The 22,128-nt window shown below is 59.1% G+C and carries 21 protein-coding genes, 1 tRNA gene and 1 other RNA gene; 8 read left to right on the forward strand and 15 right to left on the reverse strand.

Features of this window, described 5'->3' with window-relative positions; genetic code table 11:
- Nucleotides 1-6: 6 nt before the first annotated feature.
- On the reverse strand, nt 7-936 hold the full coding sequence (locus ACQQCD_RS05505; RefSeq protein WP_430267543.1) for a 3-methyladenine DNA glycosylase: 930 nt from the start codon (nt 934-936) through the stop codon (nt 7-9).
- 32 nt (nt 937-968) lie between these two features.
- Nucleotides 969-1,544: a hypothetical protein gene (locus tag ACQQCD_RS05510; protein WP_430267410.1), complete on the reverse strand. Its 576-nt coding sequence runs from the start codon at nt 1,542-1,544 to the stop codon at nt 969-971.
- Nucleotides 1,545-1,631: 87 nt separating this feature from the next.
- Between ACQQCD_RS05510 and ACQQCD_RS05515 the strand changes: the two genes are divergently transcribed.
- The gene (locus ACQQCD_RS05515; RefSeq protein ID WP_430267411.1) at nt 1,632-1,856 is read left to right on the forward strand and encodes a hypothetical protein; all 225 of its coding nucleotides are present in this window, start codon (nt 1,632-1,634) and stop codon (nt 1,854-1,856) included.
- Between the two features lie 333 nt (nt 1,857-2,189).
- On the opposite strand, the gene ACQQCD_RS05520 is transcribed toward ACQQCD_RS05515, so the two are convergent.
- Entirely contained in the window at nt 2,190-3,581 is a 1,392-nt protein-coding gene (locus ACQQCD_RS05520) for an MBL fold metallo-hydrolase (protein ID WP_430267412.1), read from the reverse strand.
- A gap of 200 nt (nt 3,582-3,781) precedes the next feature.
- On the opposite strand from ACQQCD_RS05520, the gene ACQQCD_RS05525 reads away from it, so the two are divergent.
- Nucleotides 3,782-4,039, forward strand: a complete 258-nt coding sequence (locus ACQQCD_RS05525) for a metal-sensitive transcriptional regulator (protein WP_430267413.1) — start codon at nt 3,782-3,784, stop codon at nt 4,037-4,039.
- Between the two features lie 96 nt (nt 4,040-4,135).
- Here the strand turns inward: ACQQCD_RS05525 and ACQQCD_RS05530 are convergent, their stop codons facing one another.
- Nucleotides 4,136-5,431 (reverse strand): aspartate kinase, encoded by a 1,296-nt coding sequence (locus tag ACQQCD_RS05530; protein WP_430267544.1) that lies wholly within the window; start codon nt 5,429-5,431, stop codon nt 4,136-4,138.
- Nucleotides 5,432-5,643: 212 nt separating this feature from the next.
- Entirely contained in the window at nt 5,644-6,651 is a 1,008-nt protein-coding gene (locus tag ACQQCD_RS05535; RefSeq protein ID WP_430267414.1) for a YeiH family protein, read from the reverse strand.
- An 83-nt stretch (nt 6,652-6,734) separates the two neighbouring features.
- Between ACQQCD_RS05535 and ACQQCD_RS05540 the strand changes: the two genes are divergently transcribed.
- A complete protein-coding gene (locus ACQQCD_RS05540) occupies nt 6,735-7,694 on the forward strand; it encodes a LysR family transcriptional regulator (protein WP_430267415.1) in 960 nt (319 codons plus the stop codon).
- 10 nt (nt 7,695-7,704) lie between these two features.
- Here the strand turns inward: ACQQCD_RS05540 and recR are convergent, their stop codons facing one another.
- From recR to ffs, 3 genes are all read right to left on the reverse strand, one after another.
- Complete coding sequence (recR, locus tag ACQQCD_RS05545; RefSeq protein ID WP_430267416.1) at nt 7,705-8,304, reverse strand: recombination mediator RecR; 600 nt, start codon at nt 8,302-8,304, stop codon at nt 7,705-7,707.
- A 42-nt stretch (nt 8,305-8,346) separates the two neighbouring features.
- Nucleotides 8,347-11,178, reverse strand: coding sequence for a DNA polymerase III subunit gamma and tau (locus tag ACQQCD_RS05550; RefSeq protein WP_430267417.1), 2,832 nt, complete (start codon nt 11,176-11,178; stop codon nt 8,347-8,349).
- Between the two features lie 42 nt (nt 11,179-11,220).
- Nucleotides 11,221-11,317: signal recognition particle sRNA small type (ffs, locus tag ACQQCD_RS05555), an RNA gene on the reverse strand.
- Between the two features lie 386 nt (nt 11,318-11,703).
- Here ffs and ACQQCD_RS05560 point away from each other — a divergent pair.
- The 4 genes from ACQQCD_RS05560 to ACQQCD_RS05575 all read left to right on the forward strand — a co-directional run bounded on the left by ACQQCD_RS05560 (nt 11,704) and on the right by ACQQCD_RS05575 (nt 14,755).
- Nucleotides 11,704-11,791: transfer RNA gene (locus ACQQCD_RS05560), tRNA-Ser, on the forward strand.
- Nucleotides 11,792-11,984: 193 nt separating this feature from the next.
- On the forward strand, nt 11,985-13,124 hold the full coding sequence (locus ACQQCD_RS05565) for a M23 family metallopeptidase (RefSeq protein WP_430267418.1): 1,140 nt from the start codon (nt 11,985-11,987) through the stop codon (nt 13,122-13,124).
- Between the two features lie 57 nt (nt 13,125-13,181).
- Nucleotides 13,182-13,667, forward strand: a complete 486-nt coding sequence (locus ACQQCD_RS05570; RefSeq protein WP_430267419.1) for a glutathione peroxidase — start codon at nt 13,182-13,184, stop codon at nt 13,665-13,667.
- A gap of 143 nt (nt 13,668-13,810) precedes the next feature.
- Complete coding sequence (locus ACQQCD_RS05575; protein ID WP_430267420.1) at nt 13,811-14,755, forward strand: phosphodiesterase; 945 nt, start codon at nt 13,811-13,813, stop codon at nt 14,753-14,755.
- Here ACQQCD_RS05575 and ACQQCD_RS05580 read toward each other — a convergent pair.
- The 6 genes from ACQQCD_RS05580 to arsB form a co-directional block, all read right to left on the reverse strand.
- Nucleotides 14,733-16,208, reverse strand: a complete 1,476-nt coding sequence (locus tag ACQQCD_RS05580) for a stealth family protein (protein WP_430267421.1) — start codon at nt 16,206-16,208, stop codon at nt 14,733-14,735. The two genes, ACQQCD_RS05575 and ACQQCD_RS05580, sit on opposite strands and share 23 nt — an antisense overlap.
- 366 nt (nt 16,209-16,574) lie before the next feature.
- Nucleotides 16,575-16,985, reverse strand: coding sequence for a low molecular weight phosphatase family protein (locus ACQQCD_RS05585; protein ID WP_430267422.1), 411 nt, complete (start codon nt 16,983-16,985; stop codon nt 16,575-16,577).
- A complete protein-coding gene (locus tag ACQQCD_RS05590) occupies nt 16,982-17,641 on the reverse strand; it encodes an arsenate reductase ArsC (RefSeq protein ID WP_430267423.1) in 660 nt (219 codons plus the stop codon). Before ACQQCD_RS05590 ends, ACQQCD_RS05585 begins: the two co-directional genes overlap by 4 nt.
- A gap of 59 nt (nt 17,642-17,700) precedes the next feature.
- A complete protein-coding gene (locus tag ACQQCD_RS05595) occupies nt 17,701-19,137 on the reverse strand; it encodes an FAD-dependent oxidoreductase (protein ID WP_430267424.1) in 1,437 nt (478 codons plus the stop codon).
- Between the two features lie 76 nt (nt 19,138-19,213).
- Nucleotides 19,214-19,624 (reverse strand): arsenate reductase ArsC, encoded by a 411-nt coding sequence (locus ACQQCD_RS05600; RefSeq protein ID WP_430267425.1) that lies wholly within the window; start codon nt 19,622-19,624, stop codon nt 19,214-19,216.
- A 13-nt stretch (nt 19,625-19,637) separates the two neighbouring features.
- Entirely contained in the window at nt 19,638-20,741 is a 1,104-nt protein-coding gene (gene arsB / locus ACQQCD_RS05605) for an ACR3 family arsenite efflux transporter (protein ID WP_430267545.1), read from the reverse strand.
- 104 nt (nt 20,742-20,845) lie between these two features.
- Here arsB and ACQQCD_RS05610 point away from each other — a divergent pair, with 104 nt between their 5' ends.
- Entirely contained in the window at nt 20,846-21,196 is a 351-nt protein-coding gene (locus ACQQCD_RS05610) for an ArsR/SmtB family transcription factor (RefSeq protein WP_430267426.1), read from the forward strand.
- An 8-nt stretch (nt 21,197-21,204) separates the two neighbouring features.
- Here the strand turns inward: ACQQCD_RS05610 and ACQQCD_RS05615 are convergent, their stop codons facing one another.
- The gene (locus tag ACQQCD_RS05615; RefSeq protein WP_430267427.1) at nt 21,205-22,125 is read right to left on the reverse strand and encodes a hypothetical protein; all 921 of its coding nucleotides are present in this window, start codon (nt 22,123-22,125) and stop codon (nt 21,205-21,207) included.
- Nucleotides 22,126-22,128 lie beyond the last annotated feature (3 nt).

The raw sequence follows: 22,128 nt of genomic DNA on the forward strand, positions 1-22,128 counted from the left end.
GAACTCCTAGTTGCTGGGGACGGAGCTGCTGGGTTCGAGCCTACGCGCGAAGGGTTCAAGCGCGGCCAAAAGTTTTGCCCGCAGCTGGGCGGATTCCTCGGCGAAGCCACGTTGCAAGGCCACATAGCTGGCTTTTCCTTCCGCCGTTTCAATCCGGATGGGCGGGTAGCCCCAGTCTTGGAGGTCGTAGGGGGAGGCTTGCATGTCCATGGCTCGGATGCGCCAAGAGAGCTCAAAACAATCCATCACCAATTCGCTCGGGAGCAAGGGCGCAAGTTTGTAGGCCCACTTGTACAGGTCCATGTTGGCGTGGAGGCAGCCGGGTTGTTCCATGGTGCGCTGGTTCTCACGGCTGGGTGTGAGCTCGTTGCGGGGGATCGCGTCTGGTGTATAAAAACGGTAGGCGTCAAAGTGTGTGCAACGGATTTTGTTCTCTTTAATCACCTGATCTGTGCCGGTGCTGCCCAGACGAAGGTTGAGGTATTCGTGGCGGAGATCGAACTTGTCTTGCCGGTACACCATGGCCCATTCGTGCAGGCCAAAGCACCCAAATTGGGCCGGCCGTGCAGCGGTACCGGCGAGGATAATCAGCGCAAAGGCCACGGCCTCGCGACGGTCCTTCAGGAACTTGTCCACATCCACAGTGACACCTTCAACAGCCGCACCTTCACTAGCCATCTCGCGGAGTTCCTCTGCTGTGGCTGGGCGGTAATACTTCCACGCTAGACGCTCTTGCGCTTGCGGCCCGGTGAGCACCACACCAGCACCGGGGTGCCACCGCGAGAGTTGGCCCGGTTTCTGTGTGTAATACGTAAAGAGAAAGTCCTCAACAGGGTGCTTTTGCCCGGCGGAACGGCGCGCAAGGTACGGCTTGGCGTACCGGTCCACGCGGTCTTGGTGTGCTTGTTCAGCCGCAAGCCAGTCGTGTGGGGACATTACTTCGCCAGATTTCAAAAGGTTATTCTGCACTACACCGCTCCGCCTCGGCCGAGGAGAGGTTCCATGGCTTTCCACGCAGAAATACCGCAGCCGTCCTTGCGGTTGTAGGACAGATTAACTTCGGTTCCGTTGACAGTGCCTGTGATAGTTGCGGTCTCGGGACCCGAAATATTCTGCGTGCAGGCAACGTTTTTTGACGTGATCCGTGGCACGAAGTAATTGGCATGGTCCTTGACCAAGGTGCACGCGCTCGCAGGGTTGGAAACCGTTGACGGTTTTGAGCTGGACACCGCGCCGGCAGAGCATTCAAGAGTACTAACCACCGCAGTGGCATTAGCTTGGGGCACAAGGGTGATAGTCAATGATGCATCGCCAGGACCACTCGGCGGAGTGGCCACAGCCCCGGTAGGGGGAGTGCTTTGAGAGATTGAACTTCCAGGGGTGGACGGGTTGGAGGTACCACTTGCCGAGCTGGTGGCGCTGGGCGCGGGAGTCGTCGTTGTACTGGCTGTGGGTTGGCTAGTACCGGGAGTTGCGCAAGCGGAAACAGTGGTCAAGAGCAACACTGCAGTGAGCGTCGTTGCGGCGCGCAATTTACGGGTCATGGCTCCGGGCTCCCTTCAGGTGTAGTTCTAGTTTAGTCGCGGTGCCAAAGTAAGCTGGAGGGAGTCAATTACTCGAGGAGAGAAGCGATGGAAAAGGAAAATTTTGCTCGGCGTTTTATGCGCAGCACGGACAAGCTACGCCTCATTTTTGGGCCTGCCAACCGCAGTTCCTTGGACCACGAGATGACTGAGGAAAACAAACGTCTCCTCAAGCAGCGCGAAGCCGAAACCCAGCAGTGGGAAACCATCACACGTCCTGACGGCAGCACTTATGTTGTGCCCAAGAATCCCGGGGACCAATCTCTCCGCTAGCAAACGGTCAGCGAGTGACTCGCAAATGCTAAGTGACCCACAAGGGCTTCGGAGAATCTATTCTCCGAAGCCCTTGTGTTTTTAGAAGTAGGGTTTAGCGTCCAAAGAGTTTGGCAAAGAAGCCCTTATTGGTGGACTTCTCGTTTTCGTGGCCACGGCAGCGCTGAGATGCCGGTACGCCCTTCATCACCTGGTCAACGTGCTGACCGCAGCCCGCCCAGGTTGTTTTGTTGCACTTCTTGCAAGTTACTGCACGGCACATTTGATGGCTCCTTAGATGTCTTTGGGAAGTTCCTTGGTTATTCCAAGGGGACTGGTTTTTTGGTGAAAGGGTTAGAGTGATTGCTGCCAAGCGGACCAGCCGGCATAACTGCCGTCTAGTTCGGTGACGTTGTATCCGGCCCGGCGCAATGCGCTTGCCGCAACGGAATTCCGGACCCCGCTCTGGCAGTACGTGACGATAGTTCCCTCGCGAGGAAGTTCGTCCAAGTGCCACATCACGCGACCACCGCTGAGCTGGTAGGCGCCGGGGATATGGCCAGCGGCGAATTCAGTGCGATTGCGGACGTCCAAAACCACGGCGGAATTGAAACTCCCCAGCTCTTCAGGACGAAGCAGCGGCGGGATGCTTTGCGGCAAGCCCTCAAGGTTTGTCACAAAACCACCAACATTATCGATCCCGACTCGGACTAAGTGATCCCACATTTCCTGAGCCACCGTTTGGCTGGAGGCCAACAGCACTAGCGGGTTTTTATCCGTTTCGGGATTCACTACCCAAGCGCCGAAGCTCGCTGTGGACTTTCCGGCCGGGATGTTCAGGGAATTGGTAACGGTGCCTTTGTGGACCTCGTTGTTAGCGCGAGTGTCCACAAAAATGATGTTCCCCGCGGCAAGATCCGCTGAGACGTCGGCAGCAGAAAGCTCGGGCAGTGGCGCGCGTTCGCCCATAACGGCCGGGCCCTCGCGATTTTCACGTTTCATCCGAGCGAAGTAAGCGTGGGCATCAGGCTGCCCGTCGAGAAGCTCATTGATAAAACCCTGCTCGTCATTGTTCTCGAGGTAAGGGCCCCACCATGCGTAGAGGCGTTCGTATCCAACGGTCGACGACGGGATGGCGCCTAGAGCTTTACCGCAAGCGCTTCCCGCGCCGTGGCCTGGGTGGACCTGGACGTGGTCGGGCAAGGTGAGGAATTTGTCCCGCAGACTAGTAAAAAGCTGCTTGGCACCTTCAAAGCGTGTGTCCACGCCGCCGGCAGCTTCGTCCAAAAGGTCAGGCCGGCCTAGGTCTCCGGAGAAAACAAAGTCTCCCGAGAGCAGGTAGCCGGGGTGATTAGCGAACGCGCCATCGGTGACCAGGAAGGACAAATGCTCAGGGGTGTGGCCGGGGGTGTGTACAGCCTTGATGATGATGTTTCCCAAGGGGATTTCGTCGTCGTTATTGAGGCGTTCGGCCTCGAAGCCGTACTGCCAATCGACGCCACCCTCGCCCGAAACGTAGGCGGTGGCCCCGGTGGCTGCGGCAAGTTCTCGGGTGCCGGAGAGGAAGTCCGCGTGGATGTGCGTTTCAGTCACGGCAGTGATTTTCATACCGTTTTTGGCCGCGAGGTCTTGGTAGACGGCGATGTCGCGGCGGGGGTCCACCACGAGGGCTTCGCCCTTCGCCTGGCAGCCGATGAAGTAGCTCGCTTGGGCGAGGTCTTCGTCGTAGATGCGCTCGAGCAACATATCGCTCTCCTTTGTTTGGTTCCCGGGTTTGGCGGTTGAGATGTGTCCGCCAAGGTGGGGTCTCTACGTCAAATAATAATACCCTAGGGGGTATCGAGCAAATGCAGTTTTGTGACGAAGCGAAGGCGGTCATGGAGTCGCCGATAATACCGGCAGGGGTATAGGCTTAATGTTAGAACACCGCCACTTTGGGAGATCCTATGGAACTTGATGCAACAGACCTGACCCCCGTGATTAACCGCCTCAAGCGCGCTCAAGGGCAGCTTGCTGGGGTGACTCGCATGCTGGAAGAGGGCCGTGACTGCAAGGACATCGTCACTCAGCTCGCCGCTGTATCCAAGGCTCTGGACCGCGCAGGATTTGCGATCATCGCCAGCGGTCTGGAGCAATGCCTGCTCCGCGGCGACGAAAGTATGAACACCAAGGACTTGGAAAAGCTCTTCCTCTCGCTCGCATAGCGCTCGTGGTGAGCGGAAGGCGACCCTTAACTAATCGGGCCCCGAGACAAAGTGTCTCGGGGCCCGAATTCGTTTGGGATGTCAGCTCAGTGAGCCTTAGCGGCCGGTGCCGCCATAAACCGTAGCTTCGGATTCGCCGTCGAGGTCAAATGCCTTGTGGATGGAGCGCACTGCGGCATCAAGGAGGTCGGCCTGGGTTACCACTGAAATGCGAATTTCCGAGGTGGAGATCATGTCGATGTTGATGCCCGAGGTGGACAGCGCCTCAAAGAACTTGGCCGAAACACCAGGGTGGGAACGCATGCCAGCACCGATCAGTGACAACTTGCCGATCTGATCGTTGTAATCGATGCTCTCGAACCCAATTTCCGGCTGGGCCGCGCGCAGAGCGTCTAGGGCGTCGGCACCCTCAACCATGGGCAGAGTGAAGGAAATATCGGTGTGACCTGTGCCCTTGGTGGAGACGTTCTGCACAATCATGTCGATGTTGGAGTGAGCCTTGGCAATGACCTGGAAGATTGCAGCAGCCTTGCCAGGAATGTCCGGAACACCCACAACGGTGACCTTAGCTTCGGAGCGATCATGGGCAACTCCGGAGATGATGGGCTGTTCCAAAGCGACTCCCTCTTCCATGGTGATTTTGTCCTCGGGACTGGGCAGAACCCAAGTTCCCTCAAGTTGGCTAAATGAGGAGCGAACGTGCAGCGGCACACCAAAACGGCGGGCATACTCCACACAACGCAAGTGTAGGATTTTGGCGCCAGAGGCCGCCAATTCGAGCATCTCTTCACTCGAGATGCGCTCAATCTTCTGGGCGCTGGCCACCACGCGCGGATCCGCTGTGTAAACGCCGTCCACATCGGTATAGATCTCACACACGTCTGCATCGAGGGCGGCGGCAAGTGCCACAGCTGTGGTGTCCGATCCGCCGCGACCCAGTGTGGTGATCTCATTCGTGACGCGGCTAACACCTTGGAACCCTGCAACAATCGCCACGTGACCCTTATCCAAAGAGGTACGAACGCGGTGTGGATCAACGTGAATAATGCGTGCTTTACCGTGAATGCCGTCCGTGACCATACCGGCCTGAGAGCCGGTGAACGACTGGGCGGTAGCGCCAAAGTGGTTGATGGCCATGGCGAGCAAAGACATGGAGATACGCTCACCGGCGGAGAGGAGCATGTCCATCTCCCGGGCCGGGGCGTGGTCAGTTACCTGAGCAGCAAGATCAAGCAGTTCATCGGTGGTGTCACCCATAGCCGAAACCACCACAACTACCTCGTGGCCAGCGTTGTGAGCATCAACCACTCGGCGTGCCACTCGCTTGATACCTTCAGCGTCAGCCACCGAAGAACCGCCGAATTTCTGCACAATCAACTGCTTCTCCGGCATTCCTTCAGGCGCGCCGGACTTTGGGCGCAACTGTTGGGAAAGATCGGAACTGGGCAGACTCATGCGTGCACCCTCACTGGTTGGTTGGGGAAAATTCGATAGCCCGGCGGCTTCGCTGACGCGGACGGTTTTTCTGGTGCCAGTTTATCGCCGGGGAGCTGGGGTACGGAATTGTGACCACATGGCAGGACGCATTGGTGACGAGGGCTGTTCTAACGAAGCAAGATCAGCGCCAGAATGGCCATCACTACTGACGCAAGCAAACCCACCACAAGGGCTTTCCAGTTTTGGTAAAACAGCGATTGGACCCTGACTCTGGTCCCCAACGCGAACAATGCCATTGAAAGCAGCACTAGCTGCGCCGTGTCCACGCCATTGGCTAGGGATTGGGGCAATGGTGCAAATGTTTGGATCACCACCGCAGCAAGGAAAGCCGGGACAAACCATGGCATCACCGTGGCGAGTGACCTGTGCGTGCTCGCGCCTCGGTTGGCACGCCATTCGGCCAAGCCCACGAGCGAAATGAGCGGGACGAGCATCAGCACACGGATGAGCTTGATTAGCACCGCAGTCGCCAACGCGGCCGCACCGGCAACATTTGCCGCGGCTACAACCTGTCCGACGTCGTGAACGCTCGCCCCCACCCAGCGTCCGAACCCGGCGCTACTAAGTCCCAGCGGATGCCACAGCAACGGGAGAACGGCCATAGCAGCCGTACCGCAGAGGGTGACAATCGCGATGGGCGGTGCGACGTCGTCGTCGTTGGCTTTGGACACGTGTGCCACGGCGCCGATCGCTGACGCACCGCAGATCGAGAACCCTGCCGCCATAAGTAGCGGCTGTTTGCCGGGGAGCCGGAGCAGCTTGCCGAGTGACCACGTGAGTAGAAACGTCACGCAGAGGATCGAGAGTACGGCCTGCCAGACGGGCCAACCGAGTGCAGCGATGGTGTGCAGGTTCAGTTTAAATCCCAAGAGTACGACGCCGATCCGCATGAAAGTGCTTGCGGCCAGTTCTGTTCCGGGAGCGAGAGTCCGAGTCAGGGCCCGGCGTGTGACTGGGATTTGAGCAAGCAGAATCCCGACGGCGATGACCGCGGTGAGCGCCGGAAGCGCTGGGAAGATTTTGTGCAGCAAGGCGGCGCCGAGCGCGGCGCTTAGTGCAGCCAGGACGCCAGGGGTGACGCTGCGCGCACGGACCCTCATTTGAGGAAAGCTCATATATTGATGCTTCCCGAACTCGTTACTCGCCGGTAGAGGGCCTACCCTTGGGAGGGTACAAGCAATTCTTGTGGGAGGTTTCCGTGTTAGGTCCGCAGGTGCCGAGTCTGGCTGCTCTGGAAACGCTTGTGACAGTGGGTGAATTAGGGAGCCTGTCCCGAGTTGCTGAGCTTTTTGGGGTGTCCCAGCAGGCTGTTTCCTCGCAAGTTCGTTCGATGGAGAAAGTTGTGGGCGCGGAACTGATTGTGCGCTCGCCGCGAGGTTCAGAATTGACCACTTCGGGCGCCATGGTTGCTGCGTGGGCACAGGAAGTGCTCTCTGCCGCGGCCCGGTTGGAAGCCGGGATCGATTCGATCAAGCACCGCGCAGTCCAGCGCCTTGACGTGGCTGCGAGCCTGACGATTGCCGAATATCTTTTGCCTCGCTGGTTGGTAGCCCTTCGCGAGTGGCAAGAAGAACTGGCCGGAGAAGTCACTCAGGTGGGCCTCAAAGCCGTGAATAGTGAGGCTGTTATTTCTTTGGTGCGGGGCGGTGAAGTTCGTTTGGGTTTTCTTGAAACACCGGATCTCCCCACAGATTTGCACACCGAAGTGCTGGGTCACGATTCGCTAGTTATTGCTGTGGCTCCGCGTCATCCGTGGGCTATGCGCAGAACGCCCGTGACGGTTGCTGAATTGGCCCAGACTGGCCTCATCACGCGGGAAGAAGGCTCCGGGACACGCAAGGTCTTGGAGCAGATGTTTGTGAAGGCTGGTTTCTTGGCCGAGGCGGTTGTGCCTCCTCGGCAAGTGCACGCGAGCACTGCAGCCGTGCGGACTGCCATTGCAGCCGGCGTTGCGCCGGGGGTGCTGAGTTCTTTGGCCGTTGAGGACGACCTCACCCTTGGCCGGCTGGTGGTGGTTGAAGTGGCCGGCGTGGACCTCCGGCGCCAGCTCACGGCTGTATGGCGTGGGGGAGCCCGCCCGGTGGAAGCGCCCGTGAGGGATCTGATGCGGTTGGCACGCAGATCCCTTGTGGGGTCCGCCGGTGGAGCGGCTGACTAGCTAACGCCTGCTAATTCAGTGCGTTGCGGCGGCCTTCGAAGGCCCTGCCCAAAGTTACCTCGTCGGCGTATTCGAGGTCTCCGCCCACGGGAAGACCAGAGGCCAAACGCGTAACGGTGATCCCAATGGTTTTGAGCATACGTGCCAAGTACGTCGCCGTGGCTTCGCCTTCGAGATTGGGGTCGGTGGCGATGATGATTTCCTGGATGGAGCTGTCATTGAGCCGGGTCAGAAGTTCACGGATTCGAAGTTGCTCCGGGCCAACCCCGGCGATCGGGTTAATGGCCCCGCCGAGCACGTGATACCTGCCGCGGAAGGAACGGGTACGTTCCACCGCCAGCACATCCTTGGACTCTTCAACCACACAAATGACGCTGGGATCCCGGCGCGGGTCCCGGCAAATGTTGCACAGTTCTTGCTCGGTGACGTTGCCACACACCGTGCAAAACTTCACCCGTTCCTTAACGGTGGTGATCGCCGCAACAAGGCGTTTAGTGTCCTCCGGGTCCGCCTCGAGAATGTGGAACGCCAGGCGCTGCGCTGATTTTGGGCCAACGCCAGGGAGACGTCCAAGCTCGTCAATCAGCTCTTGAACTGCGCCTTCGTACACAATTTCCTCATTCTTCGGGTGGATAGTTCAGCGGGGGAGCTACTAGCGCGGAATAACTGGGCTGCCGTCAAGATTCAGCTGCGCTACAAGGGTTCCGCCCAGAATACGCTCCACAGCGGCCCGGCCAAACAGGCCAGACTCCTCAATAGTGACGTCATCCGCGCTGGTGTATTCGTCTACTAGGCCTTGAGGGGCCGACGCCGTCCGGTTGGGTGCCGCTTGTAGGCGCGCCGCCTGCGCCTCAGGACTGTTGGACAGACGTTGGTAGAGGCTTGGGCGGGGACCCGGGTTACCTGACTCAGGGGTTGGCTCCACAGGCGTTGGCGCCGCCGTGCTTGACGGCGTTGGCGCTGGTGCTGCAGGGGTTGGGTACTGTGCTGTGGCAGGAGCGTAGTTGGTTGTGGCGAGCGGAATTGGTTCCGCGGCGTTTGCTACAGCTTGGGTTCCGACGTTGCTTTCAGTCCCAACTATCCACACGCCGGGCGATTGTTCGCGCGCGCGTTCCCAAGGATCGTCCTTGTTGGGCACGCCTGAGCCGGGGTTGCCCGATTCTTCAAGCTTGGCCTTGGCAGCGGCCAGTTTTGACACGGGCTTGGTGGTTGCCTGCTTAGCCGGTGCAGGTTCAGATGCAGGTTCAGATGCCGGCACCGTTGCTGCCGCTTGGCTGGTGGCGAGTGAGCGCGGAGCCGGGGGAGTCCAGCCCTCGGGCGGAAGATCGTCTTCGTTGGGAGGTTCCTCGTCCGCATACGGAACGTCATCGTAGGGGGTTGATGCCCACGATGCTGCTACCTGCGGTTCATCGTCGTCGGCCGCGGATTCTTCGCGTGACAGGGTGCCATGAGGAGCAGTGGTTTCTGCCGGGCGCTCAACAGCTGCTGCCACTGGCAGCCCCCAATCGTCGAGGACAATCTCGACGGCGGGCGCAGGGTTTGCTGCAGAAAATTCCGGGGAAGGGACTTCTGGAGCAACCGAAGCTGGCTCCACCAGATTCTGTTGAACCGGAGCTGCCGCAACGTTTAGCGGTGCCGCGTCCGCCGGAGCTTCCCGGCTAGCGGGTGCTTTTGGGTTTGGCTCAGAGCTCGATCCGCCGTTGGTAGCCCCGGCGATGGGCGTAATTTGGCAGTCGACTCCAACAACCTGGGAGATGGCTCTTCTCAGGTTCTCTGAATGATCCCCTCGGCTAAAAGCGCCAGCGAGCCCGGAGGTGGTGAACGCTAGCTGCAGCACTTCACCATCGAAGCCACCAACCTGTGCGTTCGGAGCCACCAAGGCCCACGTACTGCGCTTGATCTTGGACAAGGTGTCCAGAACTTCTGGCCAAGCACGACGCATCATCTCAACTTGACCCGAGCCGCCTGCCTGACTGCTGGCAGGAGCCTGAGCGGGTGCTTGAGCAGGTGGCTGAGCGGGTGCCAACTGGGGTTTGTTAGCGGATGCCGCCTGAGCGGAAACCTGAGCAGGAACATGATCCGCGGCCGGGGCAGCCGGCTCTTGAACAACAGGTTTTGCCTCGGCTGCTACTGGTTCTACAACCGCGTGCGCCTGGGCCGACTGCGCAGCTGGAACGTTGGTCTCAGTAGCAGCGTGCGCCTGGACCTCAGCAACTGCGGGACGCTGCACTTCCCGCACTGCCGGGCCCTGACCACCGGACGTTGCTGGCGCTTGTGGTGCCGGAGAAGTGGTGGCGGTTCCGGCGTCGTTCCCGGAAAAAGCCAAACGCCGCTCCAGGCGATCAATCCGCGCAACGGATCCACGTTCACTCTGGTCCGCTCCTGGCAAGAGGATGCGGGCGCAAAGCAGCTCAAGGTGCAAACGCGGTGAGGTGGCGCCGGTCATGTCCGTGAGCGCCGTGTTAGTGACATCTGCCGCGCGGGAAAGCTCAGCCGCGCCAAGATTCTGCGCCTGAGTACGCATACGGGCGATCTGATCCGCAGGCATTCCGCGCAAAATCGCGGCAGCGCTCTCCGGCATAGCCTGAACAATGATCAGGTCGCGGAAGCGCTCCAGCAGGTCCTCAACAAAGCGTCGCGGATCGTGACCGGTCTGAATAACACGGTCAACGGCGCGGAAAACCGTTCCTGAATCGCCCGCAGCAACAGCATCCACCACGTCATCCAACAATGAGGCGTGCGTGTAGCCAAGAAGCGCGACGGCCAGCTCATAGTTAAGCCCGTCCTCTCCTGCGCCAGCCATCAACTGGTCCAAAACGGAGAGTGAGTCACGCACTGAACCGCCACCGGCTCGGACCACAAGAGAAAGCACGCCCGGGGCAACCGGTACGTTTTCCTGCTGGCACAGCAACTCCAAGTAGGCCATCAGCGGCTCGGGCGGCACCAAACGGAAGGGGTAGTGGTGCGTGCGGGAGCGGATGGTGCCAATGACCTTGTCCGGCTCCGTGGTGGCGAAGATGAACTTGATGTGTTCCGGCGGCTCTTCAACGATTTTCAGCAGAGCATTGAAGCCCTGCGGTGTGACCATGTGGGCCTCGTCGATGATAAAGATTTTGTAGCGGTCCCGCACTGGGGCGAAGGTGGCGCGCTCACGCAGATCACGGGCGTCATCCACACCACCGTGGCTGGCGGCGTCGATCTCAATAACATCTAGGGAGCCTGAACCGCCGCGGGCTAATTCAACGCAGCTGGGGCACTTTCCGCAAGGGGTGTCGGTGGGGCCTTCAGCGCAGTTGAGGCAGCGGGCTAGGATGCGGGCCGAGGTGGTTTTTCCGCAACCGCGAGGGCCGGAGAAGAGGTAGGCGTGATTAACGCGGTTCTTGCGCAATGCCGTCATAAGCGGCTCCGTGACATGCTCTTGCCCGATCACGTCCGCGAAAGAATCCGGGCGGTACCGGCGGTAAAGAGCAGTAGTAACAGTCACAGAGAAAACCCTATCAATCGGCACCGACAGTTTTATAGGGAACTAAAAGACCCCTCATGCACCCGCCAGAGCCCATTTACCCTTGCTACCTTCCGGTCCTGGGGGAGTTCAACAGGATGACGCCACATGAGGGGCCGTCGTCAAGTTTAGCCCAAGATCGGCGGTGGCTCGAATCGTCCGGCCATCCGGCGCCACTCGGGGGAGTGTGTCTCACGGCGCAACGGGGAAGTCCTCCCCATTGCGCTTCAGCTGACACCCTGTCACTATAAATATATCCACCGATTGGGTTTCTGAAACCGGCATAAGCATTTGCCGGGCTGGCCGCGCACTCCTCAAGCGGCCTGGTTGGTGGCGGCACTTGGGGAAAATGGGCGCATTGGGGGCGCCCATTTTGCTGAGATTTTGCTGGGAGTGGCTCATGGAGTCCGGCGCATCAGCGGCTTCAGAGTGTATGCGCAGCTGCTGAATTGGGAAGTGCTGGCAAGTTCCGGTAGTCTAGTATCTGCTTTTGATTCAGAAGCAACTGGAGAATTCGCCTAGCGGCCTATGGCGCACGCCTGGAACGCGTGTTGGGTTCACGCCCTCGGGGGTTCAAATCCCCCATTCTCCGCCAAATGAGGAGCCCCGGACTATGGTTCGGGGCTCCTTTTTGTTTGCCCAATTGCCACAATCCCTTGCATGCTGACGTGAGTCTCGCCACACTGGAAGGGGTGGTTTATCGGCCCCAAGTTGTCAACGTTGGGAAGTCAGCCTTGAGAGGCAAGCACGGGCCAAATGCGGGATTCGTCCGCAAATGGCCCAAAGTCATGGCTAGGTCACTAGGTTCGGTGCTGGCTACCGCATTGCTCTTTGGCGCCCTTGGTTCCGAATCCCCGGCACTCAGTACAAAACCGTCAAGCCTTCAAGCGGTCAACGACGCCGCAACGGTTCCGGTGGCAGCGGGGCCCTATGCGCTGGTCGCTTTTGATCGGTCCTCTATTCAATCGGTCAGTGCCTCTGGGAAGCGCCAACTCAACGTAGCTTCCAAACAACTTCGCCGCCCACCGGTAGGTTCATTCTCAGCCCCGCTCGAAGCTCTGGTTCCAAGTTCTCCGTTCGGCAGCCGGATTAGTCCCATTACGGGTGACCCCACCGAATTCCACTGGGGCCAGGACTATGCTGCGGCCTGCGGAACTCGGGTTTATGCGGCCGACGCCGGTGTGGTGCGGGCGGTTGGTTGGCACTTGTGGGGCGGCGGCAACCGTGTGGAGATTGACCACGGCAATGGGCTGATCACCACGTATAACCATCTTCAAGGGATTGCCGTTCACAAAGGCGATTCGGTGGATGTGGGGCAGGTCATCGCAAAAGTTGGCACCACTGGATCTTCCACGGGTTGCCACTTGCACTTTGAAGTCATCAAAAATGGCAAGCATGGTGACCCGCTCGGCTACAAAATGATCGCCATCAAACAAGTGGACCGCCTTGGCAATATCCCCATGACTGACTACTCGCCAGGAGCCGGGAAGAAACCTGACGCGACTCCCGCTTGGGCGGTCCCGGTCCTAGAGCCGGTGGTGAAACCCAGTACCCCTGGGGTCATCAAAGATGACGACGCCCACCCGAGCGTCCCGCCGAAGACGCCTACAACTGCGCCCACCAATTCGTCCACAGCGTCACCAAGCACCGCATCACCGACTACAAAACCAACCACGACGCCGAGTGCCTCACCGTCCGCTTCGCCCCCCGCCTCACCAACGGCGACATTACCCGGTACTGTCACACCATCAGCAGAACCCACGGACATGCCGTCCGCTACGCCCTCCACATCGCCGAGCACGTCACCCAGCGCATCACCCACGGTTTCGCTGACAGCATCCCCAGTGGATTCACCCACCACGGCACCTAGCGAGTCGACGAGCTCGTTAGAGAGCGCTACGGCTATTGCAACCACACCCACGAAGTAATTCCCAGCTAAAAGTGTTTGGCTTAGGTGAGTAGCTCCATCGACCGTGAGGAAAACCATGACTTCCCTGTACAGCACACCCTTGACTATGAGCGACGGCACCGAGACCACATTCGGACGCTTCGAAGGCAAAGCCGTTCTGGTAGTCAACGTCGCATCTAAATGTGGCTTCACTCCGCAATACGAGGGACTTCAGAAGCTGTACACCACTTACAAGGACCAAGGCCTGGACATCCTTGGAGTGCCTTGCAACCAGTTCGCTGGACAAGAACCGGGCACCGATGAGGAGATCGCAGAGTTCTGCCAGGTCAACTTCGGTGTGACGTTCCCCTTAACTCAAAAAGCCAACGTGCGTGGCAAGGACCAGCACCCGCTCTACGCTGAGCTCACTAAGTTCAAAAACGGCATCCTGCCGGGGCTCATCAAATGGAACTTTGAAAAGTTTCTTGTCAGCCGCGACGGCAAGATCCTGGCCCGGTTCGGCTCAAAGGTGGAGCCGGATGCACCCGAGTTGATCGCCGCCGTCGAAAGCGCCTTGGCATAGAGCCCTAAGGCGAGAATCAATTCGTGCCCCTTTCCGCAACATGCCGGGAAAACTTTGCATGTTGTTTGCCTTTTGTCTGGTTTGATAAGGGTTACTGGGGGTACAGAGGAGACGCCGTCTCTTCACGAGTGCTAAGGGCAGCAATGGAGCTCATCGAGGCCGAACATCCACGGCCACGCCATGTTTTAGTTCACCTCAGCGACACCCACCTGGTGGGCGGTCCGGAAGCTCTTTACGGAGCGGTGGACGCCGAGGGCCGGTTACGGCAGCTGATGGGCGAGTTTCTTGCCTCAGGAGTCCGGCCAGAAGCCATCATTCTTACCGGCGATCTGACGGACAAGGGAGAACCGGCTGCCTACCGGAAATTGCGCGGAATCCTTGATCCCGTGTGCCAAGAGTCCGGCGCCCGTCTGATTTTGGCCATGGGCAACCATGACGATCGGGCGAATTTCCGTACTGAGCTCCTGGATGAACTCGGCCACAGTGGCCCGGTGGACGCCGTCTATTCAGTCAACGGCCTGCGGGTGATCACTTTGGACACCACAGTTCCGGGCTTTCACCACGGCGAAATTAGTACCGAGCAGCTTCAGTGGTTGGCCCACGAGTTGGAAACTCCAGCCCCGGACGGCACCATTTTGGCCATGCACCACCCGCCGGTGCCGAGTGTTTTGGACCTTGCAGTTTTGGTGGAGCTGCGCGGCCAGGCAGCCCTTGCAGAGGTGTTGCGGAACTCGGATGTCCGCACCATTTTGGCTGGTCACCTGCATTATTCGACGACGGCGAGCTTCGCCGGCATTCCGGTTTCAGTGGCCTCGGCCAGTTGTTACACCCAAGACCTGACTGTTGCTGTGGGCGGTACACGCGGGCAGGATGGTGCGCAGGCGTTCAACTTGGTACACGTTTACGAGCACACTGTGGTCCACTCAGTGGTGCCACTGGGAAGCAGTGTCACGGTGGGCGAGTATGTGGATGCTGCCGAAACTCAGCGCAGGCTGGCCGCGGCAGGAATTCGGATTCCTGAACGAGCAGCCCAAACTGGCATGATGCGGACGGTTTCTCCCGGGACTAGTTCTCCCAGGGTGCTTTGATCGGGAAGTAGCGTTCCAAGAATTCAACAACCTTTTCTTCGCGTTCATCGGCTGGGACCTCGGGGAAACTGCCGTCATTCAGGCAGAAGAAATCCATGTTCCGCTTGGCTAAGAGCTTGGGCAGATATTTCAGGCCGGAACGCATGGTGGTGTCTACGTACCGAACCTTGGCGTTGGTTTGTGTCACTGCACGCCCGGTGAGCAAGGCGAAGTAGTGGTAGAACGAGTTGGTCACGGAGATGTTGTCAGCTGCACGGAAACGGCTGGCCGCAGTTTTGCGGAACTCTTCGGGGAATTCCTTCTCGATCTGCTCCACGACGCTGCGGCGCAGTGGTGCAGCGGAGTGTTCTAAGTGGCGTGTGGTGATCCGGCCGAAGCGGTTCCAGAGGAGTTTCCGGTTAACCCGGGCCGCGTTTTCAAAGCCGCTGCGCTCGGTGTCGCTCTCACCCAGCCCGATCCGGGTTTCTGCTTCGATGAACTTAGTGATGCCGCCCGGGGTGAAAAACATGTCTGGGTTGATGGGCCGGCCAAAAAACATGTCGTCATTGGAGTACAAGAAGTGCTCTGATAGACCGTCAATTCGGTGAAGCTGGGATTCCACAGCTTGTGAGTTGTGAGTGGGTAGCACCGAGGTGTCTGCGAAGAATTCTTCGCTACGCACAATGGTTACGCCGGGGTGTTCGGCCAGCCAGTGCGGGGCGGGGGAGTCTGTGGCGATGAAGATCCGGCGCACCCAAGGGGCGAACATGTACACCGAGCGGAGCGCGTATTTCAGCTCGTCAATCTGGCGGAAGCGCGCCTCATGATCGTCGCCTTCGCCCACCACTACATCCGTCATCCGTGCTTTGCGTGCGGCTATGTACTCGGGTGAGGAGCCGTCTACCCAAGAGAACACCATATCCACGTCGAAGCGGATGTCGCTCGCGTGATCGGCGAACATATTTTCAATGGTGGGCCAAGAGTGGCCGTAGCGGTCCACGGTGCCGCGAACTGCATCTTGAGCCAGCATGGTGCGCCGGGTCAGGGAGTTTTCTATAGGCAACACCAGTTGCTCGCCTTCAAAGCTCCACAATTCCAGCTGCACACCAAGGGCCGCGCCGTACCGCAGCCCGCCCTTGGGTTCGATGCTGGGCCGGTAGAGGCGGAAGATCCGTGCCTTGGGGTTGGTGGAGAGCTTTCCATCCGCAACGAGCAGTGAGCTTTTTTGTTTGGCATCAACCGTCATCGAGTAGAACGGCTCATTGAGGCAGGCAGCAACCAGCGCAGCACGCATCTTTTTGCGGCTCTTCCAGTCCACTGCGATCACCGGGCGGTCACTGTTGCCACGCACCAAAAGGTACGGCAGATCGGCGTCGGCCAGTACCTTACGAATAAACAGCAGGTCCTCCACCATCGCCTGGTACGGGGTGCGGTCTTGGTTCAGGAGCGAGTAACGCCCCGCGTCTAGAACCACGTCAGTTCGGTTTTTGAGACGGGCACCCGCAGCAGCTGAAATGGGACGGACAAGGTTAGTTTCCTCGTCGGAGGCAGGTCCACCGTAGTGGATTTCTTGCTGCTGCGTGGGCGCGTTAGTGATGGTAAATCTCCAGAAAAGTTGGGGGAGTGTGCTCTTTGAATGATAACCCGCCCCCCTAATCCGCCCACGGGCACGGGGGAACCCCGCGAGACTCTGTGAAACCCCGTTGTCGGCGTGACCTTCCTGCCCAGTTGCTGCGTTGGTGCAAGATTATTTGGCAGCAAATTCCCCTAGATTTCAAGGGTTTGGCCCGCCTGCGGAAAGGGTATTTGGGCAGGAAGGCGAGCAACTGGGCTGGAAGGCCTAGAGGAGGGAGTCCCTAAGGGCCTCGACGCGGGCTTTGATGTCGTCCCTCACAAGGCGCATCCGTTCCATCCCTTCGATCCCGCGCACAGAGGGTTCGTCCGTTTCCCAGACCTCTAAACGCTTGCCTTGGGGCACGTCCAGCTTGGCTTCCGTTCCCAAAATGATTACGGTATCCACTGCGCTGAGAACCTCGTCCGTAACGGCTTTGGGATACTCGCCCGTGATGTCGACGCCGAGCTCTGTCAAGGCTTCCACGGACTGAGTGTTCAGGGATGCGCCGGGTTTTGTTCCAGCCGAATAGACCTTCACCGCGTCACCGGCGAGCTGGCGCATCAGTCCGGCAGCGAGTTGGGACTTGCCGCCGTTTTTGCTGCAGACAAAGAGGACTGAGGGCTGTTCGGCGGTCATGAGGCTGCCTTTTCTGTGGTCAGTGACGCCACGAGGGCTTTGACTCTTTCGTGGATCTGATCCCGGATTTCCCGGATCGTTTCGAGGGACTGCCCTGCCGGATCGGTGAGCTCCCAGTCTTCATAGCGTTTGCCAGGGTAGATCGGGCAAGAATCGCCACAGCCCATGGTGACAACTACTTCGGAGGCGCGTACCACGTCGTCTGTCAGGGGCTTGGGGTATTCCTTGCTCAGATCTAGGCCCATCTCGGCCATGACTGTCAGGATGTTTTGATCCACTTGTGCGGCGGGCATGGACCCGGCGGAGCGAACATGGATTTTGCCTTTGGCTTCGACCGTGAGGAGCGCGGCGGCCATTTGGGAGCGTCCGGCGTTCTGAACGCAAACAAACAACACCTCTGGGGTGTCTGAGGCAACGGCACCCTTTGACTTGGCAAGAGCCAGGAGGCGGTCGTTGGCGAATCGCTCAGTGATGCTTGGGAGGTGTGCGCCAACCTTTGCGGTTCTGGCGAGGGCGGTGTAGGACTCGAAAACGTATCGTTCCACAGTTTCGGCCGCGAAGGTTCCCGCATACCGGTCAGCCAGTCGGGCACTGATCCGCTGGAGAACGTCAGTGTTGTCCTGTAATCCGAGGGGGATTTCTTGACGATCAGTCATGGCAATACTTCCTGTGAGTGGATCGAATTGAATAACTAGGAGTGGCGGGCTTAGAAGTTCTATGCCTGTCGGCCGTGGGCCAAACCCGTGGGGATGCCAAGGAAGGCCGGTTCCGGTGCGGTGCAGCAGCTGGATTCAGGTTGTTCAGCTTCTTCAGCCTGCACGGTGACGGCGGCAGGAGCGCAGCAGCTCGACGCCGGCTCTGCCGCTTCTGGTATTGCAGAGCTGGGGGCGTCGCAGCTGGTTCCCGCGCCAGCAGAGCAGACACCGGTTTCCGGTAATTCAAGATGAACAGCGTCCGACGCCGCGTGGTCACCTGCCAGCGCAGCCGCCACTGAGCGGACTTGCTCGTAGCCGGTGGCCAGAAGGAAGGTTGGTGCGCGTCCGTAGGACTTCATCCCAACGATGTAAAAGTCCTTCTCGGGGTGGGCGAGCATTTTGGCGCCATGTGGTGCCACCGTGCCACACGAGTGAAACTCCGGATCAATCAGTGGACCAAGTTGAGTAGGTGCTTCCACAGCCGGGTCAAGGTCTAGGCGAAGCTCGCGCAAGATGTCCAAGTCCGGCCGGAACCCGGTGCACGGGACAACTATGTCCGCTTCCAGAGTGCGGCCGTCCACAGCGTCAATAACAACTCCGTTGTTTACGGTGTTGAGAGAGCGGATGCCAAAGCCGGTGTGCAATTCGATGGTTCCGGCCTCCACCAAGCGCCGCAGGCGTGAGCCTAGCTGGCCGCGGGCAGGTAGGCCATCAGAATCCTCGCCACCGTAAACCTTTTCAGCGGAGGGACCGCGCACTGCCCAGAGGATGGTGGTGTCCGGTTCCTCGCGGACCAGCGCGGCTAGGTTGATCAGGGTATTTGCCGCCGAGTGACCCGCGCCAACCACTAGGACACGGCGAGCAGCAAATGCAGCCCGGTCCCGTCCCACAACGTCTGGAAGGGACGCGGAAATATGCTTGGAAGCTGCGGCTTCGCCTAAGGCGGGAAGCCCCGAGGTGCCCAAGGGATTCCGGGTGGACCAGGTGCCGGAGGCGTCAATGACAGCTGCCACAACATGGTCACGAACACTACCGTCTTGGTCTTCCACCCGGACCACAAATGGTGTGGTCTCCCGGTTGCGGGAGTGTGTTTTGTCCAGCCCCTGACGGGTTACCGCAATCACTTTGGCGCCAGTGTTCAGGCGCGAGGCGATCTCTGGAGTGTTGGCCAGTGGTGTGAGGTAGTTCTCGATCAATTCCCCGCCGTAGGGGAGCGCCGTGGGGCGTGGAGACTCCCAGCCGGTTCCCTCCAAAAGTCGGACGGCAGCAGCGTCAAGGTTGAACCGCCACGGCGAGAACAAACGAATGTGTCGCCATTGTTCAATGGCTGCACCCGCCGTCGAGCCGGCTTCGAAGACAATAGGGTCCAGGCCGCGTTCCAGCAAATGAGCGGCGGCTGCGAGCCCTACTGGACCTGCTCCGATGACGGCGATGGGAACCTGGTTGGCTGACTCCATGATGGTGCCGATTCTTTCTTATGGGGTTGTGTAAAGAAGTGCTGTGTATAGAGGTGGTAGGTACAGAAGGGAGTGGCTAGGCGAGGGAGGCGATGAGGGCTTCGATGCGGGTTTTGATTTCGTCGCGGATGGGGCGAACGGACTCCACACCTTGGCCGGCCGGGTCCTCGAGCTCCCAGTCCTCGTAACGTTTGCCGGGGAAAATTGGGCAGGTATCGCCGCAGCCCATGGTGATAACGACGTCGGACTCCTTAACGGCCTCGGTGGTGAGGACCTTGGGGATTTCGGCTGACATGTCGATCCCGACCTCGGCCATGGCTTCCACGGCTGCCGGGTTGACCTGATCGGCTGGCTGCGAGCCGGCGGACCGGACTTCGATGGTGCCGGCGGAGAGAGTGGTCAGAAACGCAGCTGCCATCTGTGAGCGTCCAGCGTTGTGGACGCAGACGAACAGGACGGACGGCTTTTTGGTGGTTTCAGTAGTCATAATGTTCTCCAAGTTAGAGCTGTGATGTGGTGGGGAAATAACGTTTGCGGGCCCACAGGGCGGCGTAGACAAGGGCCACGAGCACTGGGACTTCAATCAAAGGCCCGACGACGCCGGCCAGGGCTTGGCCGGAAGCCACTCCGAAGGTGCCAATCGCCACAGCGATGGCCAGCTCGAAGTTGTTGCCGGCGGCGGTAAAGGCCAGTGTGGTGGTCTTTGCGTAGCCCAGTTTCAAGAGGCGGCCTAGGAACATACTTGCACCAAAAACCACCACAAAATAGACCAATAAGGGCAAGGCGATGCGGGCTACGTCTAGTGGTTGGGCGGTGATTCTTTGGCCCTGCAACGCGAAGAGCAAAGTGATGGTGAACAGCAGCCCGTAGAGAGCCCACGGGCCAAGTTTTGGGAGGAACGTGTCCTCATACCAGTCGCGGCCCTTAGCTTTCTCACCAAGGGTGCGGGTGAGGAATCCTGCGATCAGCGGGATGCCCAAGAAGATCAGCACCGAGGTGGTGATGGCCCAGAAAGAGAAGTCAGCGCTGGTGGTGGGTAGACCAAGAAGTGCTGGCAGCCACTGGAGGTAGAGCCACCCCAGCGCACCGAAGGCAATGACCTGGAAGATTGAGTTGATAAATACCAAAACTGCTGCTGACTCGCGATCCCCGCAGGCAAGATCGTTCCAAATCATCACCATGGCGATGCAGCGGGCCAGGCCAACAATGATCAGGCCGGTCCGGTATTCGGGGAGATCCGGGATAAAGATCCACGCCAGTGCGAACATCACCGCCGGTGCCACCAGCCAGTTGAGGATCAGTGAGGTGATCATCAACTTCCGGTCAGCTAACACGCGGTGCGTTTGATCAAAGCGGACTTTGGCGAGAACCGGGTACATCATCACCAGCAGACCCACCGCAATCGGCAGGGACACTTGGCCCATCTTGGCTGCTTCAAGTGCCGTGTTTAGCCCGGGGATGAGGTTGCCCAAGAGGAGCCCTAGGGCCATGGCCGCGATGATCCAAACGGGCAAAAACCGATCAAGTGTGGAGAGCTTGCCCACCACTGTAGCTTTGCTGTCTTGAGGTCCGCCGCGCTCACGTGGTGGCGTTTGGGTTGAGATGCTCACAAAGCTCCTGAGTGGATCGAGGTAAATTGATGAAGATCGATATAGGAAGTATCACCAGCTGTATCGATGAATGTCAATATATGTGCATAATGGGAAGCGTGAACACTGTGCAAACTCTTGAGCCTCAGGCGGCGGCTGCGTGCTGTGTGCCCACCGCAAAGCCAGCCTTGAGTGCGGAAGAGGCGCAGCAAAAGGCGCAACTTTTCAAAGCCTTGGCAGATCCCAATAGGTTGCGGCTGCTCTCAATCGTCAAAGCCGAAAGTTCAGGCGAGTCTTGCGTCTGCGACCTCACCGAACCCTTAGGACTGGGTCAGCCAACGGTTTCGCACCACCTTAAAATTCTCGTTGATGCTGGCCTCCTGCACCGCGAAAAGCGCGGAACGTGGGCCTACTACTCCATGGTTCCTGGCGCTATGGAAAGCGCTGCCGGCATACTCGCCACGCTATAAACCTGCGTTCAGCCAGCAAATTCCTCACGCCAACGCCGCAAAAAAGCCCCACCAGCGTGGTCATGAATAACCTCTGGCCCCAGGCCCAAATCCGAGGCAGTCAGCACCTGATACGGCTTCTCTGGAACGCCATCTGCCGGACGCACATCAACGTGCTTGACCTCGTGATTGTGGTGGTGAAGCCAGTCAGCCATGGCGTAGTCAGTGCGTGAATCGCCCACTGTCCGCCACGCCAGTGGCGCAATCCCGGCAGCAGTCAAAAGTTCGACGGCGCGCGAGGCGCCCAAGTCTTTACCCAAGTGCACCGACTCAATGTCGGTGGAAATAATGGTGGGGTCCAGCTGGAAGTCCGGGCCGTCGTCGGACCTTAACTCAGCCACAGAGGCACTCTTTGTGTGGTCCAAAATGGTTGCGCTGAGCCCGTGTTGGCCCATCAACTCAAGCGCTTTCTGATCAAAAGCGCCCTGAACGGCCAGATAGTCCTTGTTGCTGACGTCAGTGCGCTGCTCCACCGAAACCATGGCGTGCTTGGTGTGGTCATAAAACATGTGATCGGTGAATTCGCGCTCCACCAATTCCAGAACACTCTGAGCGTAGGCGGCCGGTACCGCCAGCTCCCGGTCCACCTGTATTTGGCTGTCCCCTTTGGAATCAAAGCTGAACCACACGGCACCCTTTTCACAAATGGCATGAATGGTGACGCCCTCCGGTATCCCCGCAGCGAGCATGGGTGTCATCACCTGTTCCTTAATAAAGGAATCGGAGCGGCCGGTGTTGAAAATAACCGGAACCCCTGCGGTGGCCAATGCAATCAGCTCGGAAATGATTTCCGGCTTCACTTGCCTCGTCTCCGGGCTAGCCACCGGACCGTCAACGTCAAGGAGCAGGGCGAGTGGCGGGCGGGCGGCGTGCGCAGCGGGAGCAGTCATACT

The organism is Pseudarthrobacter sp. J1763 (assembly GCF_050490295.1).
GTDB lineage: Bacteria > Actinomycetota > Actinomycetes > Actinomycetales > Micrococcaceae > JBNPEO01.

Coding starts and splice junctions, on each gene's coding strand:
- ACQQCD_RS05505 (WP_430267543.1), bottom strand. CDS start 936: ATGTCCCCACACGACTGGCTTGCGGCTGAACAAGCACACCAAGACCGC.
- ACQQCD_RS05510 (WP_430267410.1), bottom strand. CDS start 1,544: ATGACCCGTAAATTGCGCGCCGCAACGACGCTCACTGCAGTGTTGCTC.
- ACQQCD_RS05515 (WP_430267411.1), top strand. CDS start 1,632: ATGGAAAAGGAAAATTTTGCTCGGCGTTTTATGCGCAGCACGGACAAG.
- ACQQCD_RS05520 (WP_430267412.1), bottom strand. CDS start 3,581: ATGTTGCTCGAGCGCATCTACGACGAAGACCTCGCCCAAGCGAGCTAC.
- ACQQCD_RS05525 (WP_430267413.1), top strand. CDS start 3,782: ATGGAACTTGATGCAACAGACCTGACCCCCGTGATTAACCGCCTCAAG.
- ACQQCD_RS05530 (WP_430267544.1), bottom strand. CDS start 5,431: ATGCCGGAGAAGCAGTTGATTGTGCAGAAATTCGGCGGTTCTTCGGTG.
- ACQQCD_RS05535 (WP_430267414.1), bottom strand. CDS start 6,651: ATGAGCTTTCCTCAAATGAGGGTCCGTGCGCGCAGCGTCACCCCTGGC.
- ACQQCD_RS05565 (WP_430267418.1), top strand. CDS start 11,985: ATGGCTAGGTCACTAGGTTCGGTGCTGGCTACCGCATTGCTCTTTGGC.
- ACQQCD_RS05570 (WP_430267419.1), top strand. CDS start 13,182: ATGACTTCCCTGTACAGCACACCCTTGACTATGAGCGACGGCACCGAG.
- ACQQCD_RS05575 (WP_430267420.1), top strand. CDS start 13,811: ATGGAGCTCATCGAGGCCGAACATCCACGGCCACGCCATGTTTTAGTT.
- ACQQCD_RS05585 (WP_430267422.1), bottom strand. CDS start 16,985: ATGACCGCCGAACAGCCCTCAGTCCTCTTTGTCTGCAGCAAAAACGGC.
- ACQQCD_RS05590 (WP_430267423.1), bottom strand. CDS start 17,641: ATGACTGATCGTCAAGAAATCCCCCTCGGATTACAGGACAACACTGAC.
- ACQQCD_RS05595 (WP_430267424.1), bottom strand. CDS start 19,137: ATGGAGTCAGCCAACCAGGTTCCCATCGCCGTCATCGGAGCAGGTCCA.
- ACQQCD_RS05600 (WP_430267425.1), bottom strand. CDS start 19,624: ATGACTACTGAAACCACCAAAAAGCCGTCCGTCCTGTTCGTCTGCGTC.
- ACQQCD_RS05615 (WP_430267427.1), bottom strand. CDS start 22,125: ATGACTGCTCCCGCTGCGCACGCCGCCCGCCCGCCACTCGCCCTGCTC.